The sequence below is a fragment of the Chryseobacterium jejuense genome (assembly GCF_900100075.1).
Lineage (GTDB): Bacteria > Bacteroidota > Bacteroidia > Flavobacteriales > Weeksellaceae > Chryseobacterium > Chryseobacterium jejuense.
On the sequence record NZ_FNEG01000001.1, the window covers coordinates 554908 to 578746 of the forward strand.

The following is a 23839-nucleotide window of genomic DNA, read 5'->3' on the forward strand; positions in this document are numbered from 1 at the left end:
GTTAACGATATAGATAACTAACAATATGTTTTACTAGTTGGAGATTTTATAAATATAGAATGTAGAAATACTGGACGTTAATAAACCAGCTGTTATAGCAGAAGACCCGGTAAGACCAAAATTAATTTTATCTCCTGCCTGAAGCGAATATATACCGCTGATTGTAGTATCAGAGATTGTAAGGTCTATTAAAGCAAGACTGGCTCCACTAAACGGACGACTGTCAATAACCGTAGCAACACCACTTCTTGTTCTTAATAGTCCTACTCCAGGACTGTTGGCAAGGATTGAAGCTTGTAACCCTGTCCCTAAACGGAAAGAGAAACTGATCGCGTAGACACCGGTAGATGGTGCTGTGTAAGTGTTATCTGTATCGCTGAATAAACTTGCGGAACCAATTGTTCTCTCTGCTTGTAAGAAGTTAACAGATCTGAATCCGCTAGGGAATAAACCTAGACTTAAAAGACTGAGTGTTGCCGTTTTTTTTGCAAAATACATACTTGAGTTGACATTAGCAGCGGCTATTATCAATTGCGGGTCCATTGCAAATACCTCGGTGGTAGCTACATCTTGAGTTAAAATCTGATATCCGGTCACTGTAGCTGCAGGAGGAGTGACTCTAACCCTCATGGTTCCATTGACGTCTAGTGTTGCTGTTGGAGTGTCAGTGTTAATACCAACCTGGGAAAACAGCGGTATGGCTGCACATGCCAGTAGTAAGCTGTAAAGTTTAGTTTTCATGATCAAGATTTTTATTTAGTTATTAACAAATATACAACAAATATTATACTCTCCATTGTGAAATTTTCATTTTTAATGTTAATATGATGTAATATATTTAAACGTATGTTTATATTTTAGAATATATTATTACATATTTTAATTACGAGTTATTTTTGTTTTATTTGATTAATCCAGTGTGTATGAGGGTTTTAAAAAATAAAAATATCCCTTTTGTGTGGGTTATTTTTTGGAGTTATAGGGTTTTATAATCAGGTATTTGTAAATGAATTATGGTCTCTTTTTTTGCTATATATGCCATAAAAAAAGCACTGTTGTAGTAAACAGTGCTTTTTAAGACAATGGGTCAGTTAATTTTTAGCTTTCTAAAAGGAATTCTTTATAATTTCCTAGGAAATCAACATCTGCTTTGATGGATTCCAGTTCTTTTAAGGCGTTCCCATGTAGTACATCTTCCCATGGGCCTTCTACATTGATAAAGAAGAAGTAATTACCCAATCCGGTCTTTAATGTCCTGGATTCAATCTTGCTGAGGTTCATTTTTCTCCATGCAAAAACTGATAAAACCTGGTGAAGTCCTCCCGGATGATCTTCAGGAAGGGTTACAAGCATTCCGGATTTCTCTCCTAATGTTTCCAGTTGACTGTTGTCGTATTTGTTTTGCTGTTTCGAGATAATGATAAATCGGGTATGATTTTGTTCAAAATCCTGAATATTACGGTTGATGATATTCAATCCATATAAGTTGGCGGCAAACTGATTCGCTACTGCAGCAATTTTAGAATCCTTGTTTTCCGAAACAAATTTAGCTGCTGCTGCTGTAGAAGAAAAGTCCTGTTTGGGAATTTCTTTATAATGAGTGTCCAGAAAATGGAAACTCTGAGCCAATGCCTGAGGATGCGAATAAATCCTTTCGATCTCTTCAATTGAATTTGCAGGATGAATCATCAGGTGGTGGGCAATAGGCATCACAGCTTCTGCTTCAATTTTAATAGACGGTGTCTTATACAAATAATCCAGCGTCATTGATACGGTGCCTTCTATGGAGTTTTCCAAAGGAACAACAGCTTTAAGTGCAGCTCCGCTTTCTACTGCTCCAAAACAATCCAGAATGCTGGCTTGCGGTAAAAGCTCATCATCAGGAAAAAGCTGTGCAGCGGCAAGCTGGGTAAAGCTGGCATGAGGCCCCAAAAATGCAATCTTCATAAGTAAATATATAAGGTGTTGTTGTTATACAGTGACAAAGGTGCGAATTATAGTTCAAAGTGCAAGGGGAGAGCGTTTAAAGTTCGAGGGTTGAAGCTTAAGGTTGTTGGCTATAGAGGTCAACTCTCATATCTCCACTCTCTATGTCTCCTGTCTCAAGCTTTTACAATATTTCCTCTGCAGCCTCCTTCCAATTAGATTCAATCATTTTCATCAGAAAATCCGGACATTTGATGACTTTATTGGTGTTGGCATCTAAAAAGAAAAGAGTAGTGGATGCTTCGGTAATTTTAATATGCTCTTCATTGTAAATTTCATATTCAAATTCAATTCTTACACCGGGAATTTTTTTTACATAAGTATGAATTTCTAACTTTTGGTCATACAAAGCTGGGCGAATATACTTAATTTTGTAGTCTGAAACAGGCAACCAAATTCCTTGGTTTTCAATTTCATCGTATGAAATTCCTATGCTTCTGAAGAGCTCAACCCGGCCCACTTCAAAGTATTGAGCATAGTTGCCATAGTAGACATATTTCATAGGGTCTGTTTCTGCATAACGTACTCGTATTGAGTGTGTTGTATGTATCATTTTAGGTCTTTAATTATACATACAAATATATTTTTAAATAATCAATACCTGCAATATTTTTTTTTAAAAAGAAAATATTGGACCTTTGTCTCCCTTCTAAAAACAGTACAAACAAAAGAATAATCAGGGCATAAAAATGGATGACAATTTAATGATGATATGGCAGAAGTGCCTTCAGTTTATGCGCGATAACTTGAACGCAGCTGAAGATAATTCTGACCTGAAAAAACTTGAAAAATCTTTCGATATGTTATTTGATAAGGTACAGCCACTTTCATTAGTGTCTAATAACCTTACACTTATCGTACCGAGCGATTTTTACAAGGAATATATAGAGGATAACTACTTGTCCTTACTTTCTGCTGCCCTGAAGAAAAATGTAGGAAAAGGAGTTAAATTATGGTATTCTGTAATGGAAAACAGACCGAAAGGTGAAGAAAAACCGGTTACCATGAATATGAAGGGACAAAGCGTTCCCACTCCAAAAACACAGGAAACAATGCCACAAGGATTCTCAGCTAATATTGTAAACCCTTTCGTGGTCCCTGGAATTAGAAAAGTAAATATTGATTCAAACCTGAAACCAGACTATTCTTTTGATAGCTATGTAGAAGGAGAAAGTAATAAATTTGCAGCTACCGTAGCAAGATCAATTGCAAAAAGACCGGGAGCTACAGCATTCAACCCATTATTCTTATATGGAGGATATGGAGTTGGAAAAACCCACTTAGGCCAGGCAGTTGGTCTTGAAGTAAAGAATCAGTTTCCGGACAAAGTAGTTCTTTATTTATCTTCGGAAAAATTCATCCAGCAGTTTATTTCAGCTGCGAAAGCGCATAAGCAGACAGAGTTTGCTAACTTCTATCAAATGGTAGATGTACTGATTATTGATGATATCCAATTCTTATCTGGAAAGTCGGCAACACAGGACAGTTTCTTCCACATTTTCGATCACCTGCATCAAAATGGAAAGCAGATCATCCTTACTTCAGATAAAGCACCGGCAGATATTATGGATATTCAGGATAGAATTGTTTCCCGTTTCAAATGGGGACTTTCTGCAGAGATCAAATCTCCGGATTTATCTACAAGAAGACAGATCATTGAAGACAAATTAAGCAGAGATGGGATTGTACTTCCTGGAGATATGCTTGATTTCCTTGCTGTTGAAACCAAAACAAACGTTAGAGAGCTAATCGGGGTAATTAACTCGGTAATTGCTTACTCTACGGTATATAAGAGAGACTTAAGTCTTGAATTACTAAAAGAAACTATCAACAGAATTGCAGCTAACCAAAAGAAGGTGATCAATATTCCTTATATTCAGGAAGTGGTTTGCGACTATTTTGGAATCAAAAAAGAGCAGCTTCTGTCTAAAACAAGAAAAAGAGAAATCGCTTTACCAAGACAATTGGCCATGTACTTCTCAAAAGAGTTTACCAACTCCACATTCACTAAGATTGGTGAAGAAATGGGCGGGAAAGACCACTCTACGGTAATGTATGCTTGTGATACCATCAAGGATGTATCGAAAATTGATAAAGAAATCAAGAAATACGTTAAGGATCTTACCGAAAGAATCAAACAGTAAGATCATCTTAAGCTAAAATATTAAAAAATGAAGAATAGTTGTATTCTTCATTTTTTATTTAGATTTGTTGAAGCTAATAAACATTTATCACAGTTTAATCTTTTAAATTTCAGACTATGAAAATCCTGATGGTTTGCCTTGGAAATATATGCAGAAGCCCTTTAGCAGAAGGAATTATGAAAACTAAAGTACCGGAAAGCTTTGTGGTAGATTCTGCCGGAACGATTTCTATGCATGAAGGGGAACATCCGGATAAAAGAGCCATTAAAACTGCTGCCCATCATGATGTTGATATTTCCATGCAGAAGTCAAGGCCTATCACAAGAGCTGATTATGAAACCTTTGATAAGATTTACTGTATGGATGCAAGTGTCTATAAAGATGTTATGGCTAAAGCGCTTAATGAAGAAGAAAGACAAAAAGTATCATTGTTTCTGGAAGCTGCCGGAAAATTCAATAATACTGAAGTTCCTGACCCATATTGGGGTGGAATGGAAGACTTCGAAAAAGTTTTCCAGTTATTAGATAAAGGGTGCAATGCCATTGCTTCCCAGTTAACGATTCATAATTTATAATCATCATCCATAAATAAATTTTTATGCTTTTTTTACTCCCTGCTTATTTATCAGAAAATACATCTATCAGCCATTTTGCACCCGTTATTAAGGAATATATCATGCAAACGGACTACTTCTTTGTGGAGAATGAGAAAACAGCCAGAAAGGTCGTTAAATTCTTTGCTCCTGAAAAGAAGCAGGCAGACCTGAAATTGTTTTTATTAGATAAGTATACAGAAAACGCAGATATTAAAGAAGCTCAACAGTTGATGTTGAAAGGGCAGGACTTTGGATTGCTTTCTGAAGCCGGGCTGCCATGTATTGCAGATCCTGGAAATCTGATGGTAAAATGGTGCCATGAGAAAAACATCCAGGTAGTTCCTATTTCAGGACCTTCATCTATTATTCTGGCGCTGATCTCCAGTGGTTTTAACGGACAGGAATTTACCTTTAACGGATACCTTCCGATTGATAAAGGAGAGAAAAAGAAGCAGATTCAACAGCTGGAAAGTTTAGTTCAGAAAACAGGTTATTCTCAGATCTTTATGGAAACTCCCTATAGAAACAACCAGCTTATTGAAGATCTGACCAAGTTTCTGTCTCCTAATACCAAACTTTGTATTGCTGCCAATATCAATGATCCTGAGCATGAATTTATTAAGACTAAAACGATTAAAGACTGGCAGAAACAAAAGCCTGAGCTTCATAAAGTTCCCGCTGTATTTGTATTAGGAAAATAAAAAAATAACGATGAAAAATAACCCGTTTCTTACTGTTATTCTATTGTTTTGCATTCAGGTATTGCTTATCAAATACCTGGATTATATAGACTTTAATGTAAAGATAGGGGAAGGGTTGTTTTTAGCTTTTGTGTGCTTTTTTATTCCGGTTATTTCTCTTATTCTTAATGGGTTTATGGGAGAATCCAGATATAAAAAATCATTCAGGTATTTTACTTTTTTTATTATAATCATTTCCTTGTTGGCATTTGTAGCATTGTCTTATTTAGGTGCTTTGGGAAAAGCTTATCAACATTAAAATATGAAAAAAACGATCATAGATTATCTGAATTTTTGTCTGGCAGTCGTTTTTATTGTGCTGGTTCTTCTCTATGGAGTTGCCTTGTTGAAAAAGAAGGAATTTGATAAAGTAAACTGGTCTGCAAAGATCATCAGTGTGGTACCTAATTCAAAAGATGAAAAGTCGGGTATGCTTAAGATCATTGATGCAGTTTTTATCAATACTTTTAATGATTCTAAAAATATATTAGATTATAATTCTCCAAAGTTAATTGTTTCAAAAGGTGCAGATTCCGCTTATTTTTGGTCACAGGATAATTTGTTACCGGATTCTTTATCCATTAAATATTTTTCTGTTGAAGAGAAAAAGTTTTACCAGCTGAATACAAATCTTTCTCTGGAAAAAATAAAAAAATCTTTGGAAAATAAGAGTCAGAGAATAGATCTGAAGGTTGATGTTCAGCCAAAAGGTAAGATTTCTCTGATGATTGAACAGCCGGGAAATAAGAATCTCGGATCAAAATTAATAGAAAATTTTCAAGCAAAGGAAATTCCTGGAGCGTTGAAAATGCTGGTATACAGAAAATATGCAGGAGAGGAATATAATGAGTTTCCTTCCCTGAAAGATGTTTCAGACTATTCAGATATTCTTATCCAAAAATACTCATGGATGGTGAAGATTGAAACTGAAAATACTGAGAAAGTTTCTGAAATTTCAGCGTATGCTTTTGATGGTAAATCAATGAGAGTTGAAAATGAAACCTTTGAAGAATCGAAACTGAGAAATCTTCCAAACAGGTTTTCTATTGATTGGGGAAATACACAGAGATATGGAAGTAATTATTCCTTTGACAGTCAAGAATTACTGGATGCTTTTAAAGTGTTAAACCAAGTAAAGAGTAATGAGCCTGCAATCATAACCTTTACATTATTTAAAAACGCTTATCCAAAGGCTAAAATTTCTAAAGGAGGAAAAACGATCCCATTAAAAGATAATTACCCGGATCTTCCAACAAAATATGCACGTTAAAATAAAAACCGAACCTTAATAGAGATTCGGTTTTGTTAATTTATATGGCGATGTTTATTGCTTTCTTTTTTTCCATTTCTTCCAAAGAACAATTATCATAGGAATCAGCAAAAAGAATGGCCAAAAGGAAATAATACCTAATAAAAAGGCTACGAAACTATTCCACCCTTCCGTAAGAGAGTCTATAAACCGGCTTCCGAATCCAATTTTTGAAGTAGCAGAACTTCTTACTTTTTCTTTATATAAGCTAAGTTCTAAAGTGCTGTAATTCACTCGGTCATCAATAAAACGAAGTCTTCCTTCTGCTACATCAATCTCATCTTCCAATCCCCGGATCTTTTCCTGTATTTCCAACATATCTTTTGTGGTGGTTGCACTTTTAAGCATGTCCCTATACTTTTCAAGATAGATTTTTTTGTTAGCCAATTTTATGGATACATCAGTATATTCCTCTGTAACATCATCTGATGAAATATTTTTAGACAGCACAGAACCTACACCATCAGAAAATGAATTAATAAGTTTATCGAAACTTTTGTGAGGAACTCTGATTGTCAGATTCAGATTTTCATTCACATCTGTATTTTGAAACTCTTCTTTCTGGATGTATGCATTATTTTTCTTTAAAATCTCATGGGTCTGACTTTGCGCTTTTTTAATATCTCCCACCTGAATTCTCATTCCTCCATTTTTAATAATTTTTCTGGAGACAGTATCTGATCCTTTTAAAGTAGGAAATGAAGTTGCGTCAGATGAAGCCTTTTCAGATACGGAATGGGGAGGAAGTGGTTCTTCGTTAATAATATCTACAAGGTCAGCATTAACAGAATGCTTATCGCCACCAGACTTACTACAATTGATAAAGGCAAGAAAAAGTAAAGGTAAAAGTATTGTTCTCATGGAAGTTTAATTTTCCATGAATACTATCAAAAACTATGCTTGGAAAGATAATTGCCCAAAAATTGGATAAAAGAATAAACCAAAAAAGTTAATACCTGATTCCGGTTTTTTTCAGAATAAAGCCTAACAGCCAGATAGGCCCAATCAGCAGAAACTGAATGTCCTTCAGGAAAGATGGTTTTTTTCCTTCAATCTTATGCCCGATAAACTGGAAGATCCATGTAACAACAAAAACACTGAGATAAAGCATCCAGGACTGTTTTCCGAGGCTAATATTGGTAAGATAGATACAATGTTCTGCCAAAAGCATAATCAAAATCATGGCGATTCCAATTAATAAAGATAACCTTAGATAATATAAACTGATCAGAATAATGGCAACTAAGCTCACAATACTGATACATCCAAGGTAGGAAATACAGAAATGGGGCGAAGGAATCAAAGAAATAAACCCCAGAATAGAGCAAAAGATTAAAGGCACACAAAACCAATGAATGAACTTGTTAGTCGCATTTCTATGGCTCTTACTATATTCCGCAAATAATAAATCAACCTTTCTCATACTGACAGGAATTGGATTAATGCTAAAATAATAAAATTTTGTAATCAGTGATAAGTTTGCTTACATTTGTGCTATGTCTGCCTTAGAAAAGTTCGGAGTTGAAATTTTTACGCAAAAAAATATTTTCGAGAGAATTGCTGTTGATAAGCCTTTTCGTCCCGATAACCCAGCTTTTATTTTCATTAAATCAGGAACCATAAAACTTCGCCAGCACTTCAGTGATCTGGAGGTTTCAGCCAATATGTTTATGGTTACTGATCCACAAACTATTTATGAAGTGATAGCAGTGACTGATGATTTTCAGTCCAGAATGGTTTCTTATAAAAGGGAATTTATTTCCGCCCTTTCTTTGAAGTTCAACAGACTGATTACCTATCGATATTTCAGGCAACAAATGAATAGAGGGGTTCCTTTTCCGGAAAGTGAAATGGAAGTGGTTTGGAAAAGTGTCAATTTTCTGAAATATATTTTAGATTCTGAAACCGATATGCTCTACAAAAAAGAAATGGTGGAGCACCTTTTTTCTGTGTTCTGTTATCAGATGGCTGGAATTATTTCGAAAGAAGACAATAATTCTATGAATCAGATGTCCAGACAGGAAGAAATTGTGTTTGTTTTTCTTACCGACCTTTCCGAATATCATCTTACCGAAAGAACCGTTGAGTTCTATGCCGAGAGACAATCCATTACAACCAGACATCTTTCATCAGTAGTCAAAGAAGTGACGGGAAAAACAGCAAGCCATATCATTGCTTTAATTGTCATAAATGAAGCCAAAGTGCTCCTGAACTCTTCTAATAAACCTGTTTCTGAGGTGTCTTCTATCCTCGGTTTCAGCGATCAGTACGCGTTTTCACACTTTTTTAAAAAACATATGGAAGTAAGCCCTAGGCAGTACAGACATCAGTTTGAAAACTAAAATCCTACATTTGAACATCTTTTTCCAAAAATCAAACATTTGATTGATTTTGTTATTCACCTAACTTTGCTTCTGTAAAACAAGGTAAAATGACACAAAAAATAAAAACAGCACTATCAGTTCTGATAGCAGCTTTTCCTGCGCTGTTTTTTTCACAACAGATTAAACAGCTGACCGCAGGTGAGATTGCTGAACTGGCAGTTCAGAATCATCAGCAGTTGAAGGTTTCGGCTCAGAATATTGATATTGCCAAACAGAATATCAATGTTGCAAAGCTTCAGAAACTTCCAACCATTACAGCTTCTACAAGCCAATTCTATTTGGGAGATGCCGTAGCCATTGACAAAGATTTTTCAAATTCTACAAAGATTCCGATGCCTCATTACGGAAGTTCGTATGCGGTGCAGGCAACACAGCTCATCTTCAAAGGAGGACTGGTAAATAAATCCATTGAAATGGCGGGGCTTCGTGAACAGCTTTCCGAATTGGATCTGGAGAAAAATAAGCAGGATGTGAAATTCTTAGTGATTTCCAATTATTTGGATGTTTATAAGATCATTAATCAGCAAGAGGTTTTTCAGAATAACAAAAAACTGGCTCAGGAACGTCTGAAAAATATCCAGAAATTCTATCAGCAGGGGATGGTGACCAGAAACGAAGTGATTCGTGGTGAGCTTGCGCTTAAAAACCTGGATCAGGGAATTCTGACGCTTTCAAACAATAAAAAAATCCTTAACTATAATTTAAATATAGCTTTAGGTTTATCTTCTGACACTGAAATTGTTCCTACTGAAAATCTGGAGAACAAAGAATCCGGAATCGGGATGGATTATTATATGAATCTTGCACATGACAGCAATCCGGTGTTGAAATCAGCACAGAAAAATATTGCAGTAGCCGATAAGAATATTGAAATTATAAAGACTGATAACTTGCCTACTCTGGCAGGATTCGGTGGTTATACTTTACAAAGACCAATTACTACGAGAAACCCTGTCTTGGATATGTATTCAGGAGGTTGGCAGACAGGTGTTTCTCTTAGTTACAATATTGATACGCTGTATAAGACAAAGGAAAAAGTAAAGTTAGGTGAACTGCAGAAGAATCAGGCCAGTGATGCCATGACTTTGGTTCAACAGAATGTAGATATGGGCGTGAATGCAGCGTATACCAAATATCAGGAAGCTATCCAGCAGGCAGATATACTGAATGATTCCAAAAGACTGGCAGAGGAAAACTACAAAATTACCGAAGCCAAATACTTAAATCAATTGGCTGTACAGGCAGAAATGATTGATGCCCAAAACCAGAAACTACAGTCAGAGCTGGATTATGCCAATGCAGAGATCAATGTTTTGTATCAATATTATAACCTTTTGAAAGCTACAGGAACACTTTAATTTTTTAAACTGAAATCAACACAATGGAAAACAAGGAACAAACTACTCAAAATACAACACCTACTCCTGCAAGACCAGCAGTAGATAGCAAAAAAAAGCAGAACAAGAAAAATAAAATCAGAGCGATTATTTCCAATATTGTCGTTTTTCTGGTCATCGGATTTGGATTATTCTGGCTCATCCGTGAATATTTCCACATCGGAAACAAAACCTATACGGAAGCGGCTCAGGTAGAAGAATTCATCAACCCGATCAATACAAGAGTTTCTGCTTATATTAAAGAAATTAAATTTATTGAGCACCAAAGAGTTAAAAAAGGAGATACACTGGTTGTTTTGGATGAACGTGAAATCCTTACTCAATTAGGGCAGGCTGAAGCAGCTTATCAAAACGCAATGGCTCAAAAAACAGCAACAAGTTCTTCCGTAAACACTGTTTCCAACAACATTAATGTAATGGAATCTAATATTGCCGGAGCAAAAGCAAGACTTTGGAATGCTGAACAGAACCTGAGCAGATACAAAAATCTTTTATCTGCGGAAGCGGTAACCAGACAACAATACGATCAGGTAAAAACAGAATATGATGCTCAAAAGGCTGCTTATGAAACATTGGTGAATCAGAAACAATCTGCAAATCTTTCTACTACAGAAGTGAAAAGTAAATTAGGGATCAATGATGCAGAGATCAAAAGAACAAAATCTGCGCTGGATATGGCTAGAATCAACCTTTCTTATACTGTAATTACAGCTCCTTATGATGGAGTAATGGGAAGAAGAACAATTTCTGAAGGACAACTGATTCAACCAGGTCAGCAAGTGGCAACCATCGTATTGAATGGTCAGAAATGGGTAACGGCCAACTTCCTTGAAAGTCAGATGCCTAATATAAAAGTAGGAGAGAAGATGATGATGACGGCTGATGCCTTAGGTGGAAAACAGTTTGAAGGAGTAGTAACTGCTGTTTCTGCAGCTACAGGATCAAGATATTCAAGCGTACCAACCGATAACTCAACGGGTAACTTCATTAAAGTACAGCAAAGAATTCCTGTAAGAATCGAGTTCACAGCTTCCAATAAAAAAGAAGATCTTGAGAAGCTGAGTGCAGGGATGAATATGAACGTGAATATTAATAAAGACTAGAAGATGGAAGATATCAGATTCCAGACATTATGCAGCGTGGAAAGCTAAGGCTGAATGTCTAGAAAGTCTGTCATCTGATATCTGAAATCTATTATCTACAATATGTACAACAAAGGATTATATAACGACTGGGTACCCAAACCCGTACAGCTTCTGCTGATTGTATTGCTGCTTGCCGTGGTAATGCCGATTGGTGGAGTGTATACAGGAAACATCAGCTATCTGGTGAGTGGAACAGGAGCGATGACAGAATATTTCATGTGGGCGAACTATGCAACCACTATTGGAATGGGAGCTTGTATGCCTGTTGTCATCAGAATCAAAATGAGGTTCAAGGTAAGAGATAAAATGATCGTGTTATTGGTCCTTTTAGGATTACTGAGCTATATCAACGGAACTACCTTACAGCCTATGATCTTCGTCTTTTCAGCTTTATTGATTGGATTTTTGAAGATGATGGTAACCATAGAACTCTTCTTGCCATTGATGGTAATGATTGGGAACAGAGGGATTTTTTATGGCGCATTTTATACATTTGTTCTGGTGATGAACCAGGTGGCAGTGTATTACTCAGCGGAGTTTGCCCTTCTGTATAACTGGCAGCAGTATTACATTTTTACGGCAGTCTTATGCTTTATTTTAGCATTGATACACTGGATCTTCATGCATAACAAATACTTTGCTCTGAAAGTTCCATTACATTATATTGACTGGCTGAGTATTCTGCTTTTCATTTCAACATTTATGTTTTCGGCGTATGTTTATGCATTCGGAAGACAGCAAGACTGGTTGAATTCGAAGAATATTATTAATGCGAGTATTGCAGCATTTGTAAGCTTTGCCTTGCTTTCCATTCGTCAGTTAACCTTAAAGAGACCTTATCTTTCATTTAAAATTTTCACCAAAAATAATGTGCAGAATGGTTTATTTATGCTGTTCTGGCTGGGAATGTTCTTAGGAACGGCTTCCCTTCAGAATACTTTTGCTGTAGGAGTTTTAGGATATGATCCATTGACTAATGCAAAGCTGAGCATGATGATGATTCCCGGAATCATTGTAGCCGGAATCATTGCTATATTTTGGTTTAAAAAAGAAAAACCATTGAAAATGTATATTTTTTCAGGGTTTGCAGGGATGATAGGATATTCGATCATTATGTATTTCTCTATGGTACTGGAATTCAGTTATGATAACTGGTATCTTCCTATGTTCTTAAAAGGCTATGGAATGTGTTCTCTGTTTATCTCTGTATGGTTCTATACGCTGGATAAACTTGAAATGGATGAAATGCTGGCAGCCATCGGATTGGTATTGGTTTGGAGAACGTTCTTAGCGGTAGGTATATTTTCAACCCTATATTCATGGTTACAATACCGTTTTCAGGTTACAGCAGTAGGAGATCTGGCTGTTTATATGGATGGAATGACTGTAACTCCGCAGAATGTGATGGCTAATATGAAAGCCATTCAGCTGAATGCTATTTTGATAGCCACTAAAAAGATATTCGGATTCATTATTCTGATTGGTTTTGGAGTCTTGGTTTATGTAATCACGCATCATTTCGGAGCTAAAAGATTTCAATACTTCAGATTTGTCAGAGTTCTTGGTGGTAAATCTGTTATTGCAAGAAGAAGACTTCATGAACGTAAAAAATTATTAGAAGAAATAAAAGACGCAGCCGGGCCTGCGATGTAAAGATACCTTGTTTTTCACAGTAAGATCCTGGTCCTTAGTTGGGCTGGGATCTTATGATTTTTAGGAGGGAAGCCGGAGGCTGGAAGAGAGAAGTTATGATAGACGGTTAACAGCTATTGCTCAACATAAGAAAATTAGTCCAAAGCAGTTGTGATGACTTCTAGCCATATTGATGACATAAATAACTTCCAACCTCCATCTTCCTACTTTTAATTCCAAAAAGTGAAAAATTTCATCTTTTCTTATTTTTATTGTTTCTAAATAAAAATTATCTTTGCTGGATTATAAAACTTTGATTTGAAGGAATGAAAAAGCATTATGCATTCATAGGTCTGTTGGCATCGGGATTGATATTTTCCCAAACTGTTAAAGACACTGTAACCTCTAAAGGGATAGAAGATGTTGTGATCGTAGCATCAAGAAAACCTACCAAAATTTCTGAAATTCCCGGTACCGTTTGGGTAGTTCAGAAAGAAAAAATCCAGGAACAGGCTAAAAGTGGAGTTCCCATTAAGGAAATGTTATCCATTTTAATTCCAAGTATGGACATCGGACCGCAGGGAAGAACCAATTACGGACAGAACATGAGAGGACGTTCTGCTTTGGTGATGATTGATGGGGTTTCTTTGAACAGTATCCGTGCAATCAGCCGTCAATTGGACGCGATTGATCCATTTAATATTGAAAGAATTGAGGTTCTTTCCGGAGCAAGTTCTATTTATGGTGGAAATGCAACAGGTGGTATCATTAATATTATTACGAAAGCACCATCGAAAAAAGGAATCAGTGGAGAGACCGAATTAGGAATACGTACAGGATTTATGGGCAAAGATGACCATGATTTCCGTGCAGCACAATCTATTGCAGGAAAAGGAGAGAAGTTCTTTGGAAGGTTAGGGATTGCCTATCAGCAGAATGGTGGCGTGTATGGAGCAGATCATAAGCAGCTTTTTACAGATATTACCCAAACCGATCTTCAGTACAACCAATCTATTGATGTTCTGGCAACCGGAGGATATCAGTTTAACAATAAGCATAAAATAACGGCTTCCCTTCAGTACTATAATTCCAAATTCAATGGAGACAGAAGTTTGTATCTAGGCGAAAACCTAGGAGCTTTTATCAAGAAAGACGGGAATTTATTGGAAATGAGAGATGGTTTTTCTTCCGATAAAAATGTAGGAACAGAACGTTATATGGGAACCGTAGCTTATACAGGAAATAATATTCTTGGAGGGCAGGATCTGTATGTTCAGTTTGCTACCCGTGCTGAAAAACTTGGGTTCTATCCATTTCCGGGAACTTTAAAGCTGGAAAAAACAGCGATACCTTATATGTCTTCCTCACAACAGGATACATATTACTCAGGATTGAAGGCATTATTGTCAAAATCATGGAGAGGACTAAATGTAACCTATGGAGTAGATGTAGACTTTGAAAAATTTGAAGGAACACAATCTGTTTATGATGTTACTAAAACAATGTCAAGCGGTGGATTAATCAATGAAACCAAATACAGTCTTGGCAGATATCCTACAAACCGTTCACAAAGTTATGCAGGATATGTTCAAGCAAAATATAATATTCTTCCAAAATTACAGGTTAACGGAGGTGTTCGTTATCAGAATATTAAAGTAAAAGTAGATGATTTTGTAGGTTCGGAACAACAGACTCAGATTGCAGCAGGATATGGGAAATCCGCCTCTGCAATTCCGGGAGGTGAGAGCTCATATAATGTAACATTGGCAAATGCAGGATTATTATACAAATTCAATGAGCATCATCAGGTTTGGGGTACCTACTCACAAGGAGTAAGCCTGGCAGACCCTGCTAAATATTATGGAATTGGGACCTATAAGTTGAACGGAGCACATTGGGATGTTGTTTCCAGTGTGAATGTTAAAGATCAGCCTTTACAAGCCATCAAAACCAACCAATTTGAAGCAGGATACCGTATTAATAAAGGCGGATTGAGAGCACAGATTGCCGGATTTTTAAGTAATTCAGATAAGACTGTTGCCGTTGATAGAAAAACATTCCAAATTCTTGTTAATGATCTGAAATTAAGAAATATGGGAATCGAAGCAGAGATTTCTTATTCCATGAACAATGGTGTATATTTCGGAGCAAGCGGATTATTAATTAAATCTGAGGTAGATAACAAAGGAGAATGGCAGAAACAGGAAATTTACAATGCTTCACCATCCAAATTGGTTACCTATATTGGATATAATGTGAAAAACTGGTCATTCAGATTCCAGTCATTACAGAATTTCAAACAACAGGATGAACTTAAAAATGTAATAGAAGGTTACAATACTTCAGACCTTATGGTAGGATACAGATTCCAGTTTGGAAAATTCAACCTTGGAATTCAAAACCTGTTCAATACAGATTATCAAACCATCTGGAGCAAGCGTTCCCAGGTTTTATATTCAAGCTATGGAATGCCTGCATTGTTTAACTATAAAGGAAGAGGCAGAACATTTAACCTGTCTTATACTTTTGACTTTTAAAAAAATAGGATTAGGGTAATTATGCCTTAGTCTGAATCAAATACTTTCTACAAATCCGGTTTCTGATATTGATCGGAAGCCGGATTTTAACTTAAAAATTAATTCAGTTATGGCTCAAATTTCAACAGGGCAATTCATTGCCGAAGTCACCAGAAAAGAATACATCACCGATCATTTTATTAGAGTGTATCTGTATTCTCCAGAAGTTCATTTGTTTAAAAATACTACTGTTGGGGATAATAATAAGATTGCGATTCCTCCGGTTGGGTTAAATGAAGTTCATTTTCCGACAATAGAAAATGATGAATGGGTATATCCGCCAAAAGAAGTGGCCCCATCCATCAGAACCTACACCCATAGAGGAATTGATCTGGAAAAAAATGAAGTATTTATTGATTTTGCAGATCATGGAGATGGAGGCCCAGCTTCAAAATGGGCAAGAGAAGCAGAAGCAGGAGCAAAGCTTGGTGTAATGATGCGTCTGGATGGAAAAGAACTATATCCTGAAGCAGATTGGTATTTATTGGCAGGTGATGCTACCGCAATTCCTGTGTTAAGTGCTATTTTAGAAACGCTCCCGGAAACAGCAAAAGGAATCTGTATTATCGAAGTTCATGGAAAAGAAGATGAACAGATACTGAAAACTAAAGCAGATATTGAATTTAAATGGCTTCATAATTCTCAGCCACAAACCAGCAGTGAAATTGCTGAGATGGTAAAGAATATTGATATTCCTGAAACTTCAAAATTTGGGTATGTAGCATGTGAATTTTCCAGTGTTAAAGAAATTCGCACTTATCTCCGAAAAGAAAAACACTGGACTTCCAAAGAGCTCTATGCATTTTCTTACTGGAAAGCAGGGAAAGCAGAAAATGAATCACAGGCAGATAGGCATGAAGAAAAAGATTCGATAGCATAAGGGCTTGAAGATGGGAAGACGTGAGAGAGGAGATAATAGACGAGAAATAGTAAATTTAGAGGGTAAATTTGAGATTATGGTATAAAACCCAACTTTAAACTTTGAACCATGGACTTTGAACTTTACCTTTTGAAGGCGTATCTTTGCTGCTATGAAAGATTTAATGGGCCAAGCCATCTGGGATTATTATCATGATGAAAATCCTGCAGACCTGCAGACGGAAACGTCAATTTCTGAATTGGATGAACTTCCTGTAGACTATTTATTCAGGGATTTTGAAGATATGAATGATATTGAGCAGAAAGCATTACAGCTATCCAAAGGAAAAGTGTTGGATATTGGGGCTGGAGCAGGTTCACATGCTTTATACCTTCAGAATGAAACTGATCTTGATGTTACGGCTTTGGATATTTCACCAAAATCAATTGAAGTCTGCAAATTAAGAGGAGTTAAGAAGGCCGTTTGCAAGAATATCCTGGAGTTTTCAGGAGAAACATTTGATACTGTTTTGTTATTAATGAATGGTACCGGAATCTTTGAGGGATTATCTAAAATTGATTCTTACCTTCAGAAACTAGGATCTTTGCTGAGCGAAAGCGGACAGATTCTGATTGACAGCACAGATATTCTTTATATGTTTGATCGTGATAAAGATGGTGGAGTCTATATTCCTGCCGGAGGGTATTACGGAGAATTAGAATATGTTGTACATTATAAAGGGCAATCTGAAAAACCGATCACATGGCTTTATTTAGATTTTAATACCTTAAAAAATGCTGCTGAAAATAATGGATTTAAAATAGAGAAAGTGTTGCAGGATGAAGACTCTTACTTAGCAAAACTGACTAAGAAATAATTAACAATAAGTCATTGCGAGCTGAAAGCGAAGCAATCTCATGAATTCATATATTGTCATTCTGTAAAACGGAATGACTTTTTTGTACTTTTTCCTAGCCCCGATAGAAACGGTTACCCCACAGCATGTGGTTGGCTATTGAGTCAGGAGCGAGGAGTAAAAGTGGATAGCGGGAAACAGCTCCTTATTATTGTCTGAATAGATGAATAGCTCTTGCAAACGGATAATAAGAAAACCATTCCTGGAAATAAAAATACATCAGAACAGCAGTTCCGGCACATAAAGCTACAGGAAGAATATAAGATTCTGCACGGTAAGGAAGTTTTTTTGGAGTTGCTAGAACACTGATGACAAGTAAACCCAAAGCTCCTACTGCAATGACACCAATTTCAGGACTATATCGGGAAGATGTACCGAAATCAAAATGAGAAAGCAGAACGTATTTTTGAAACATTAAAAAAAGAAAACCGAATGCTAGTGCTAAGAAGCTGGCAGGGTATTTTTTTAATTTGATTAAATTGAGGAATAGTAAAATAGATCCAGGAACCGGAGTGAAAAAAACACTACTGACCAAAATAGTCATTCGTGAATAAAGCTTGATGGCCTCCGGATCTTCTGTAATATGGTCTTTCCAGGTTTCTACTTCTTCTGTATGTTGAGTTTCTTCAGCTTCCTTTTTACGCTGAATCATTTGCTGGATAGCTGTTTTTTCAACTTCACTGAAAGCACGTCCTCTTTCTTCCAGAATTTCAAAAGCGACCTTAACGGCCTCCGGAACAAAGCGATTACCTTCTTTTAAATACTTTTCTAATTCTGAATCGGAGAGCTTCCTTAAAACACTTTTATTAACCATAATAAGGCTGCAAATATAAATAATATTATCCTACAAGTAAATATACGTTATTCAATTTCCTTTAGCCAATGATCTGCGAAATCAGCAAGATCAGCGAGAGAATTCAATACCTAACCACCAATCGTTTTACAATTAAAAAAGCTGCTTCAAAATGAAACAGCCTTTAACTTTTATATTTAGATATTAATTATCCAATCTCAATACCGTTTTCAACATTGCTGTCATCCGGTGTTACGAAAGATAATTTACCATCCGGTTTAGTTGTTAATAACAACATTCCCTGAGATTCAATTCCTCTAATTTTTCTTGGAGCAAGGTTTAATAAGATCATAACCTGCTTACCAATTAATTCTTCAGGCGTAAAGCTTTCTGCAATTCCTGAAACTACAGTTCTTACGTCTACTCCTGTATCTACAGTAAGTTTTAGCAATTTATCTGCTTTTTCTACTTTTTCAGCCTCTAAAATGGTAGCTGTTCTAAGATCTATTTTAGTAAAATCATCAAAAGTGATTTCTTCTTTCATTGGATTAGCGTTAGGGTTGGTTTTCTTATTGTTTTGTTTGGTGTCTTCCAGCTTTTGAACTTGAGCTTCGATTACACTGTCTTCAATTTTAGTAAATAATAAAGGAGCTTCTTCAATTTTATGACCTACCTCAATATGGATTTCAGTATTTTTTAAATCATTCCAATCTTTTTTCTCAATATTGAAATACCCAAATAATTTTTCAGCTGAAAATGGCATGAATGGCTCACATAATTGAGCAACAACTGCCGCAATTTGTGCTCCCACGAACATTGCTTGCCCAGCCTCATTTGGATCATTCTTTATTGTTTTCCAAGGTTCTGCATTTTGAAGATATAAATTACCATAATCAACTAAGCCCATGAATGCGTTTAGTGCATTTCTAAACTCGTATTTTTCTAAGTAATTATTAACTTCTTCAATTGCATTTTTCATTGCAGTCTTACTGGTATCATCTAAGACTCCACTTGGTACTTTCCCTTCAAAATTCTTATTGGTAAAAGAGATAACACGATTAATAAAGTTTCCAAATTTGTTAACCAATTCAGAATTATTCTTCGTTTGGAAATCCTTCCATGTAAAATTATTATCCTTAGTTTCAGGAGCAGATGAAAGAAGAGCATATCTTAAAACATCCTGTTGTCCCGGGAATTCTTCTACATATTCATGTGCCCAAACCGCCCAGTTTCTTGATGTTGAGATTTTATCATTCTCAAGGTTCAGGAATTCAAAAGCAGGTACATTTTTAGGCATAATATAATCTCCATGTGCCTTCATCATCGCTGGGAAAATAATACAGTGAAATACAATATTATCCTTTCCGATAAAGTGTACCAGATCACTGTTTTCACTTTGCCAGTAATCTTTCCAGTCTTTTCCGTTTTTCTCAGCCCATTCTTTCGTGAAAGAAATATATCCGATTGGCGCATCAAACCAAACATAAAGAACCTTTCCTTCTGCATTTGGAAGGGGAACAGGAACGCCCCAGTTAAGGTCTCTGGTCATTGCACGTGGCTTTAATCCATCGTTTAACCATGATTTAACCTGGCCGTATACGTTAGGCTTCCAGTCATCTTTATGACCTTCAATGATCCATTCGTTTAAGAAATCTTCGTATTCATTAAGTGGCAAGTACCAGTTCTTTGTATCTTTAAGAATAGGAACATTTCCGCTAAGCATTGATTTCGGGTTGATCAGTTCAGAGGGAGAAAGGGTAGAGCCACATTTCTCACACTGGTCACCATAAGCATTCTCATTACCACAATTCGGACAAGTTCCTACAATATAACGGTCAGCAAGAAATTCTCCTGCTTGTTCATCAAAATACTGTTCAGAAACCTCTTCCGTGAATTTTCCTTTTTCATAAAGAACTTTGAAGAAATCCTGGCTGGTTTCATAATGCTTTGGAGAAGTTGTTCTTGAATATTCATCAAATGAAATTCCAAGATCAGCAAAAGATTTTTTAATAATCCCGTGATATTTGTCGACGATATCCTGTGGAGTAACTCCCTCTTTTTTAGCTCTTATGGTAATAGGAATACCGTGCTCATCCGAACCACAGATAAACGCTACATCTTTTCCTAATCTTCTCTGAAATCTTGCGTAAACATCCGCAGGAATATAAACACCTGCCAAATGTCCTATATGAACCGGACCGTTTGCATAAGGCAAAGCTGCCGTAATCATCTTTCTGTTTGACATTTATAGTAAAGTTTTGACTGCAAAGATAAGGATTATCTCTTGAATACCGCTCTTTGTGGAGTTATTATGATAAATCTTGCCGTTTTTCAGAGTTTAATATGAAATTAAGTTAAACGAATGTTTAACTTTTTGTTAACGCAAAATAAATATTATGCATAGCATACTATCGTGTAAAATATTGAGATGTAAAATTTTAACTAAAAACGGTTTCGTAATATACATAATTTTATCATAACTTATATTAAAATTATGATAATTCTATTTTTTTTTTAAATTGCGAGACTGGCTACAAGCCGGATTTAGGACTGAAAAAACGAAACTATAAAAATAAAATTGTGAAAAATTTTACAACGGCATTAAAAATAGCGCCTGCTTTTTTACTGGCAAGTACAGTAATGCATGCGCAGATTAAGGACTCTGCCACCAAGGAGAAGAAAATTGAGGAGGTAGTCTTGATTGGATATGGTAAGCAGAAGAAATCGGATCTTACAGGTTCTATTACCTCTGTAACTGCTAAAGATTTTAACGGCGGGGCAACTTCTGCAGGACAGCTTATCCAGGGTAAGACACCTGGAGTGCAGGTTACCAATAATAGTGGTGCTCCCGGTTCAGGAACAAAAATCAGAATCAGAGGAACATCTTCTTTAAGTGGTGAGAATTCCCCGCTTGTCGTGATTGATGGAGTGCCACAGGATTTTGTAGGGGTAAATGGTGTTTCAGATCCATTAGCTCTTATCAACCCTAATGATATTGAAACATTTGATATCTTGAAAGATGCTTCAGCTACAGCCATCTATGGTAACAGGGCTTCTAACGGAGTTATCTTAATTACTACTAAAAAAGGATCTTCGGGAAGATTTAAAGTGAATTTTTCAACAGTAGCTTCTGTGTCTACTAAAATGGGAAAAGTAGATGTACTTAATGCAGATCAGTTTAGAAATTTTGTAAATGCAAACGCATCTGAAAGCTATAGAAAGAGACTTGGGTCAGCAAATACTGATTGGCAAGATCAGATTTATCAGGCAGCTTGGGGTACAGATAATAATGTTGCTTTTTCAGGAGGAATTAAAGGATTACCATATCGTTTATCTATAGGATATAACGAACAGAATGGTATTGTGAAGACAAATTCCTTTAAAAGAACTTCTGTAGGTTTGAATATTAACCCTAAATTCTTTGATAATCATTTAACCGTAAACATTAATGCTAAAGGAACCTTTACCGATAACAGATTTGTAGATGGTGGAATAATTAAAGCTGCTACTTATTTTGATCCTACACAATCTGTTTATGATAATGTAAATGCAGTGCCAGGAAACGGAGGATATTATGAATGGTTCTTAACTGAGGAGAAAAATGGATTGCTTACCAATAAATTGAATGGTAATGCCAATGCCAATCCAGTATCTATGCTGAATGCAATTCGTGACATTTCTTCAGTAACCAGAGGATTAGGGAACATTCAGTTAGATTATAAATTTCACTTCCTTCCGGATCTTCGCTTTAACGTGAATGCCGGGTATGATTACACCAAAAGTGAAGGTCATAAAGTAAAGGATGGAAATTATAAATCCGGTTATGATGACAGAGGAAGTTCCAATTTCTATTCTATGGAAAAGAATAATAAGTTATTGGAAACTTACTTCAACTATGTGAAGACTATATCAGCAATTAATACAGGAGTAGATATTACCGCTGGATATGCTTATCAGGATTTTCAAACTACTATTCCTGGGGCATTAACGTATAGAGGAACGGGAATCAATAGTAAGGATTTGGATTTTAAAACTCAAAATACCCTGATCTCTTTCTATGGAAGAGCGATCTTTACTATTGACAATAAATATGTTATTTCAGGGTCAGTACGTAGAGACGGATCTTCAAGATTCTTTAATGGAACAAGAAATAATGTATGGGGTGTTTTCCCTGGAGTATCTGCAGCTTGGAAATTAAATGAAGAAAACTTTATTAAAAACATTTCTGCAATCAGTACTTTAAAATTGAGAGCAGGATGGGGGAAAACCGGACAGCAAGAGCTTCCTGCTCTAGATGGAAACAAACCTAATAACTATCCTGCTTTTGCTTCATACAATCCAAGTTATTCGGAAGCAAGTTATCAGTTTGGTAATCAATATTATTATATGTTCAGGCCTGCTAACTATAATCCAAATCTTACCTGGGAAACCACAACAACAAAAAACTTAGGATTGGATTTTGGATTCAAAAATAACAGAATTACAGGTTCAATTGATGTGTTCAGAAAGGATACTAAAGACTTGTTAGTATATGCAGATGAACCTGCAGGAGGTTTAAGTAATGCCAGCTGGCAGAATGTTGGAGATATGAAGAACGAAGGTATTGAAGGGAGTATTACTGTAGTTCCTATTAAAACTGAAAAAACAACTTGGGAGGTAAGTTTCAACGCTACTCATTATAAACCTGTCATTACCAAATTAAAAGAAAGAGCAGATGCATCATTTAATATGGAAGTTGGTGGTATTGAAGGAGCAGCAGGAAATAGAATTCAGGCGCATGCTGTAGGATATGCCCCTAATGCATTCTGGGTGTACCAGCAGGTATATGATACTAATGGAAAACCAGTAGATGGAGCTTATGTAGACAGAAATGGAGATGGTATAATTAATACAAAAGACATGTATTATTATAAATCTACAACACCAGATGCTATTTTAGGTTTCTCTACTAAAGTATCTCACAAGAACTGGGATTTCTCTTTAAGTGCAAGAGCTGTATTAGGAAATTATGTATATAATAATGCTGCCTCAAACAGTTCTTTACAGTCTGCATCTACCAATGAGTATCTTCAGAATGTATTTATGACAGCACCTCAATATAAATTTTCATTACCTCAATATAAATCGGATATTTATGTAGAGAATGCATCATTCTTAAGGTTGGATAATATCAATATTGGATACAATTTCGGAGAAATTTTCTCTAAGGGAAGTAATCTGAAAATATATGGAATGGCACAAAATGTTTTTGTGATCACGAAATATTCAGGAGTTGATCCTGAGGTTTTCGGAGGAATAGATAATGGTTACTATCAAATGCCTAGAATCTATTCTTTAGGTTTTAACTTCCAATTTTAAATAA

General features: G+C 36.0%; 20 protein-coding genes. 13 read left to right on the forward strand and 7 right to left on the reverse strand.

Going from position 1 to position 23839, the window contains the following annotated elements; genetic code table 11:
• Positions 1-33: 33 nt before the first annotated feature.
• The 3 genes from BLS98_RS02475 to BLS98_RS02485 form a co-directional block, all read right to left on the reverse strand.
• The gene (locus tag BLS98_RS02475) at positions 34-741 is read right to left on the reverse strand and encodes a hypothetical protein (RefSeq protein WP_089733261.1); all 708 of its coding nucleotides are present in this window, start codon (positions 739-741) and stop codon (positions 34-36) included.
• Positions 742-1098: 357 nt separating this feature from the next.
• Complete coding sequence (gene pheA, locus BLS98_RS02480; RefSeq protein WP_089733262.1) at positions 1099-1947, reverse strand: prephenate dehydratase; 849 nt, start codon at positions 1945-1947, stop codon at positions 1099-1101.
• Positions 1948-2110: 163 nt separating this feature from the next.
• On the reverse strand, positions 2111-2539 hold the full coding sequence (locus BLS98_RS02485) for an acyl-CoA thioesterase (protein WP_089733265.1): 429 nt from the start codon (positions 2537-2539) through the stop codon (positions 2111-2113).
• Between the two features lie 136 nt (positions 2540-2675).
• On the opposite strand from BLS98_RS02485, the gene dnaA reads away from it, so the two are divergent.
• From dnaA to BLS98_RS02510, 5 genes are all read left to right on the forward strand, one after another.
• Complete coding sequence (gene dnaA / locus BLS98_RS02490; RefSeq protein ID WP_045495212.1) at positions 2676-4130, forward strand: chromosomal replication initiator protein DnaA; 1455 nt, start codon at positions 2676-2678, stop codon at positions 4128-4130.
• A gap of 116 nt (positions 4131-4246) precedes the next feature.
• Entirely contained in the window at positions 4247-4705 is a 459-nt protein-coding gene (locus BLS98_RS02495) for a low molecular weight protein-tyrosine-phosphatase (protein ID WP_089733266.1), read from the forward strand.
• Between the two features lie 23 nt (positions 4706-4728).
• On the forward strand, positions 4729-5427 hold the full coding sequence (locus BLS98_RS02500) for an SAM-dependent methyltransferase (RefSeq protein WP_089733268.1): 699 nt from the start codon (positions 4729-4731) through the stop codon (positions 5425-5427).
• Positions 5428-5437: 10 nt separating this feature from the next.
• On the forward strand, positions 5438-5725 hold the full coding sequence (locus tag BLS98_RS02505) for a hypothetical protein (protein WP_089733270.1): 288 nt from the start codon (positions 5438-5440) through the stop codon (positions 5723-5725).
• 3 nt (positions 5726-5728) lie between these two features.
• Entirely contained in the window at positions 5729-6736 is a 1008-nt protein-coding gene (locus tag BLS98_RS02510; RefSeq protein ID WP_089733272.1) for a hypothetical protein, read from the forward strand.
• 54 nt (positions 6737-6790) lie between these two features.
• On the opposite strand, the gene BLS98_RS02515 is transcribed toward BLS98_RS02510, so the two are convergent.
• Together BLS98_RS02515 and BLS98_RS02520 are read right to left on the reverse strand one after the other, a co-directional pair.
• Positions 6791-7636: a DUF4349 domain-containing protein gene (locus tag BLS98_RS02515; RefSeq protein WP_089733274.1), complete on the reverse strand. Its 846-nt coding sequence runs from the start codon at positions 7634-7636 to the stop codon at positions 6791-6793.
• Positions 7637-7724: 88 nt separating this feature from the next.
• Entirely contained in the window at positions 7725-8198 is a 474-nt protein-coding gene (locus BLS98_RS02520) for an Mpo1 family 2-hydroxy fatty acid dioxygenase (RefSeq protein ID WP_089733276.1), read from the reverse strand.
• Positions 8199-8271: 73 nt separating this feature from the next.
• Here BLS98_RS02520 and BLS98_RS02525 point away from each other — a divergent pair, with 73 nt between their 5' ends.
• From BLS98_RS02525 to BLS98_RS02555, 7 genes are all read left to right on the forward strand, one after another.
• Entirely contained in the window at positions 8272-9117 is an 846-nt protein-coding gene (locus BLS98_RS02525) for a helix-turn-helix domain-containing protein (RefSeq protein WP_089733278.1), read from the forward strand.
• 89 nt (positions 9118-9206) lie between these two features.
• Positions 9207-10517, forward strand: a complete 1311-nt coding sequence (locus BLS98_RS02530; protein ID WP_089733280.1) for a TolC family protein — start codon at positions 9207-9209, stop codon at positions 10515-10517.
• 23 nt (positions 10518-10540) lie between these two features.
• Positions 10541-11659: an HlyD family secretion protein gene (locus tag BLS98_RS02535; protein WP_089733282.1), complete on the forward strand. Its 1119-nt coding sequence runs from the start codon at positions 10541-10543 to the stop codon at positions 11657-11659.
• A 102-nt stretch (positions 11660-11761) separates the two neighbouring features.
• Positions 11762-13354, forward strand: a complete 1593-nt coding sequence (locus BLS98_RS02540) for an MFS transporter (protein ID WP_089733283.1) — start codon at positions 11762-11764, stop codon at positions 13352-13354.
• 305 nt (positions 13355-13659) lie between these two features.
• Entirely contained in the window at positions 13660-15870 is a 2211-nt protein-coding gene (locus BLS98_RS02545; RefSeq protein WP_089733285.1) for a TonB-dependent receptor, read from the forward strand.
• 109 nt (positions 15871-15979) lie between these two features.
• Complete coding sequence (locus tag BLS98_RS02550) at positions 15980-16789, forward strand: siderophore-interacting protein (protein ID WP_089733287.1); 810 nt, start codon at positions 15980-15982, stop codon at positions 16787-16789.
• Positions 16790-16940: 151 nt separating this feature from the next.
• The gene (locus tag BLS98_RS02555) at positions 16941-17645 is read left to right on the forward strand and encodes a class I SAM-dependent methyltransferase (protein ID WP_089733289.1); all 705 of its coding nucleotides are present in this window, start codon (positions 16941-16943) and stop codon (positions 17643-17645) included.
• Between the two features lie 187 nt (positions 17646-17832).
• On the opposite strand, the gene BLS98_RS02560 is transcribed toward BLS98_RS02555, so the two are convergent.
• Together BLS98_RS02560 and metG are read right to left on the reverse strand one after the other, a co-directional pair.
• Positions 17833-18498, reverse strand: a complete 666-nt coding sequence (locus tag BLS98_RS02560) for a hypothetical protein (protein WP_089733291.1) — start codon at positions 18496-18498, stop codon at positions 17833-17835.
• Positions 18499-18685: 187 nt separating this feature from the next.
• On the reverse strand, positions 18686-20722 hold the full coding sequence (gene metG, locus BLS98_RS02565) for a methionine--tRNA ligase (protein ID WP_089733292.1): 2037 nt from the start codon (positions 20720-20722) through the stop codon (positions 18686-18688).
• Between the two features lie 335 nt (positions 20723-21057).
• On the opposite strand from metG, the gene BLS98_RS02570 reads away from it, so the two are divergent.
• Positions 21058-23835 (forward strand): SusC/RagA family TonB-linked outer membrane protein, encoded by a 2778-nt coding sequence (locus BLS98_RS02570; protein ID WP_089733294.1) that lies wholly within the window; start codon positions 21058-21060, stop codon positions 23833-23835.
• Positions 23836-23839: the final 4 nt, after the last annotated feature.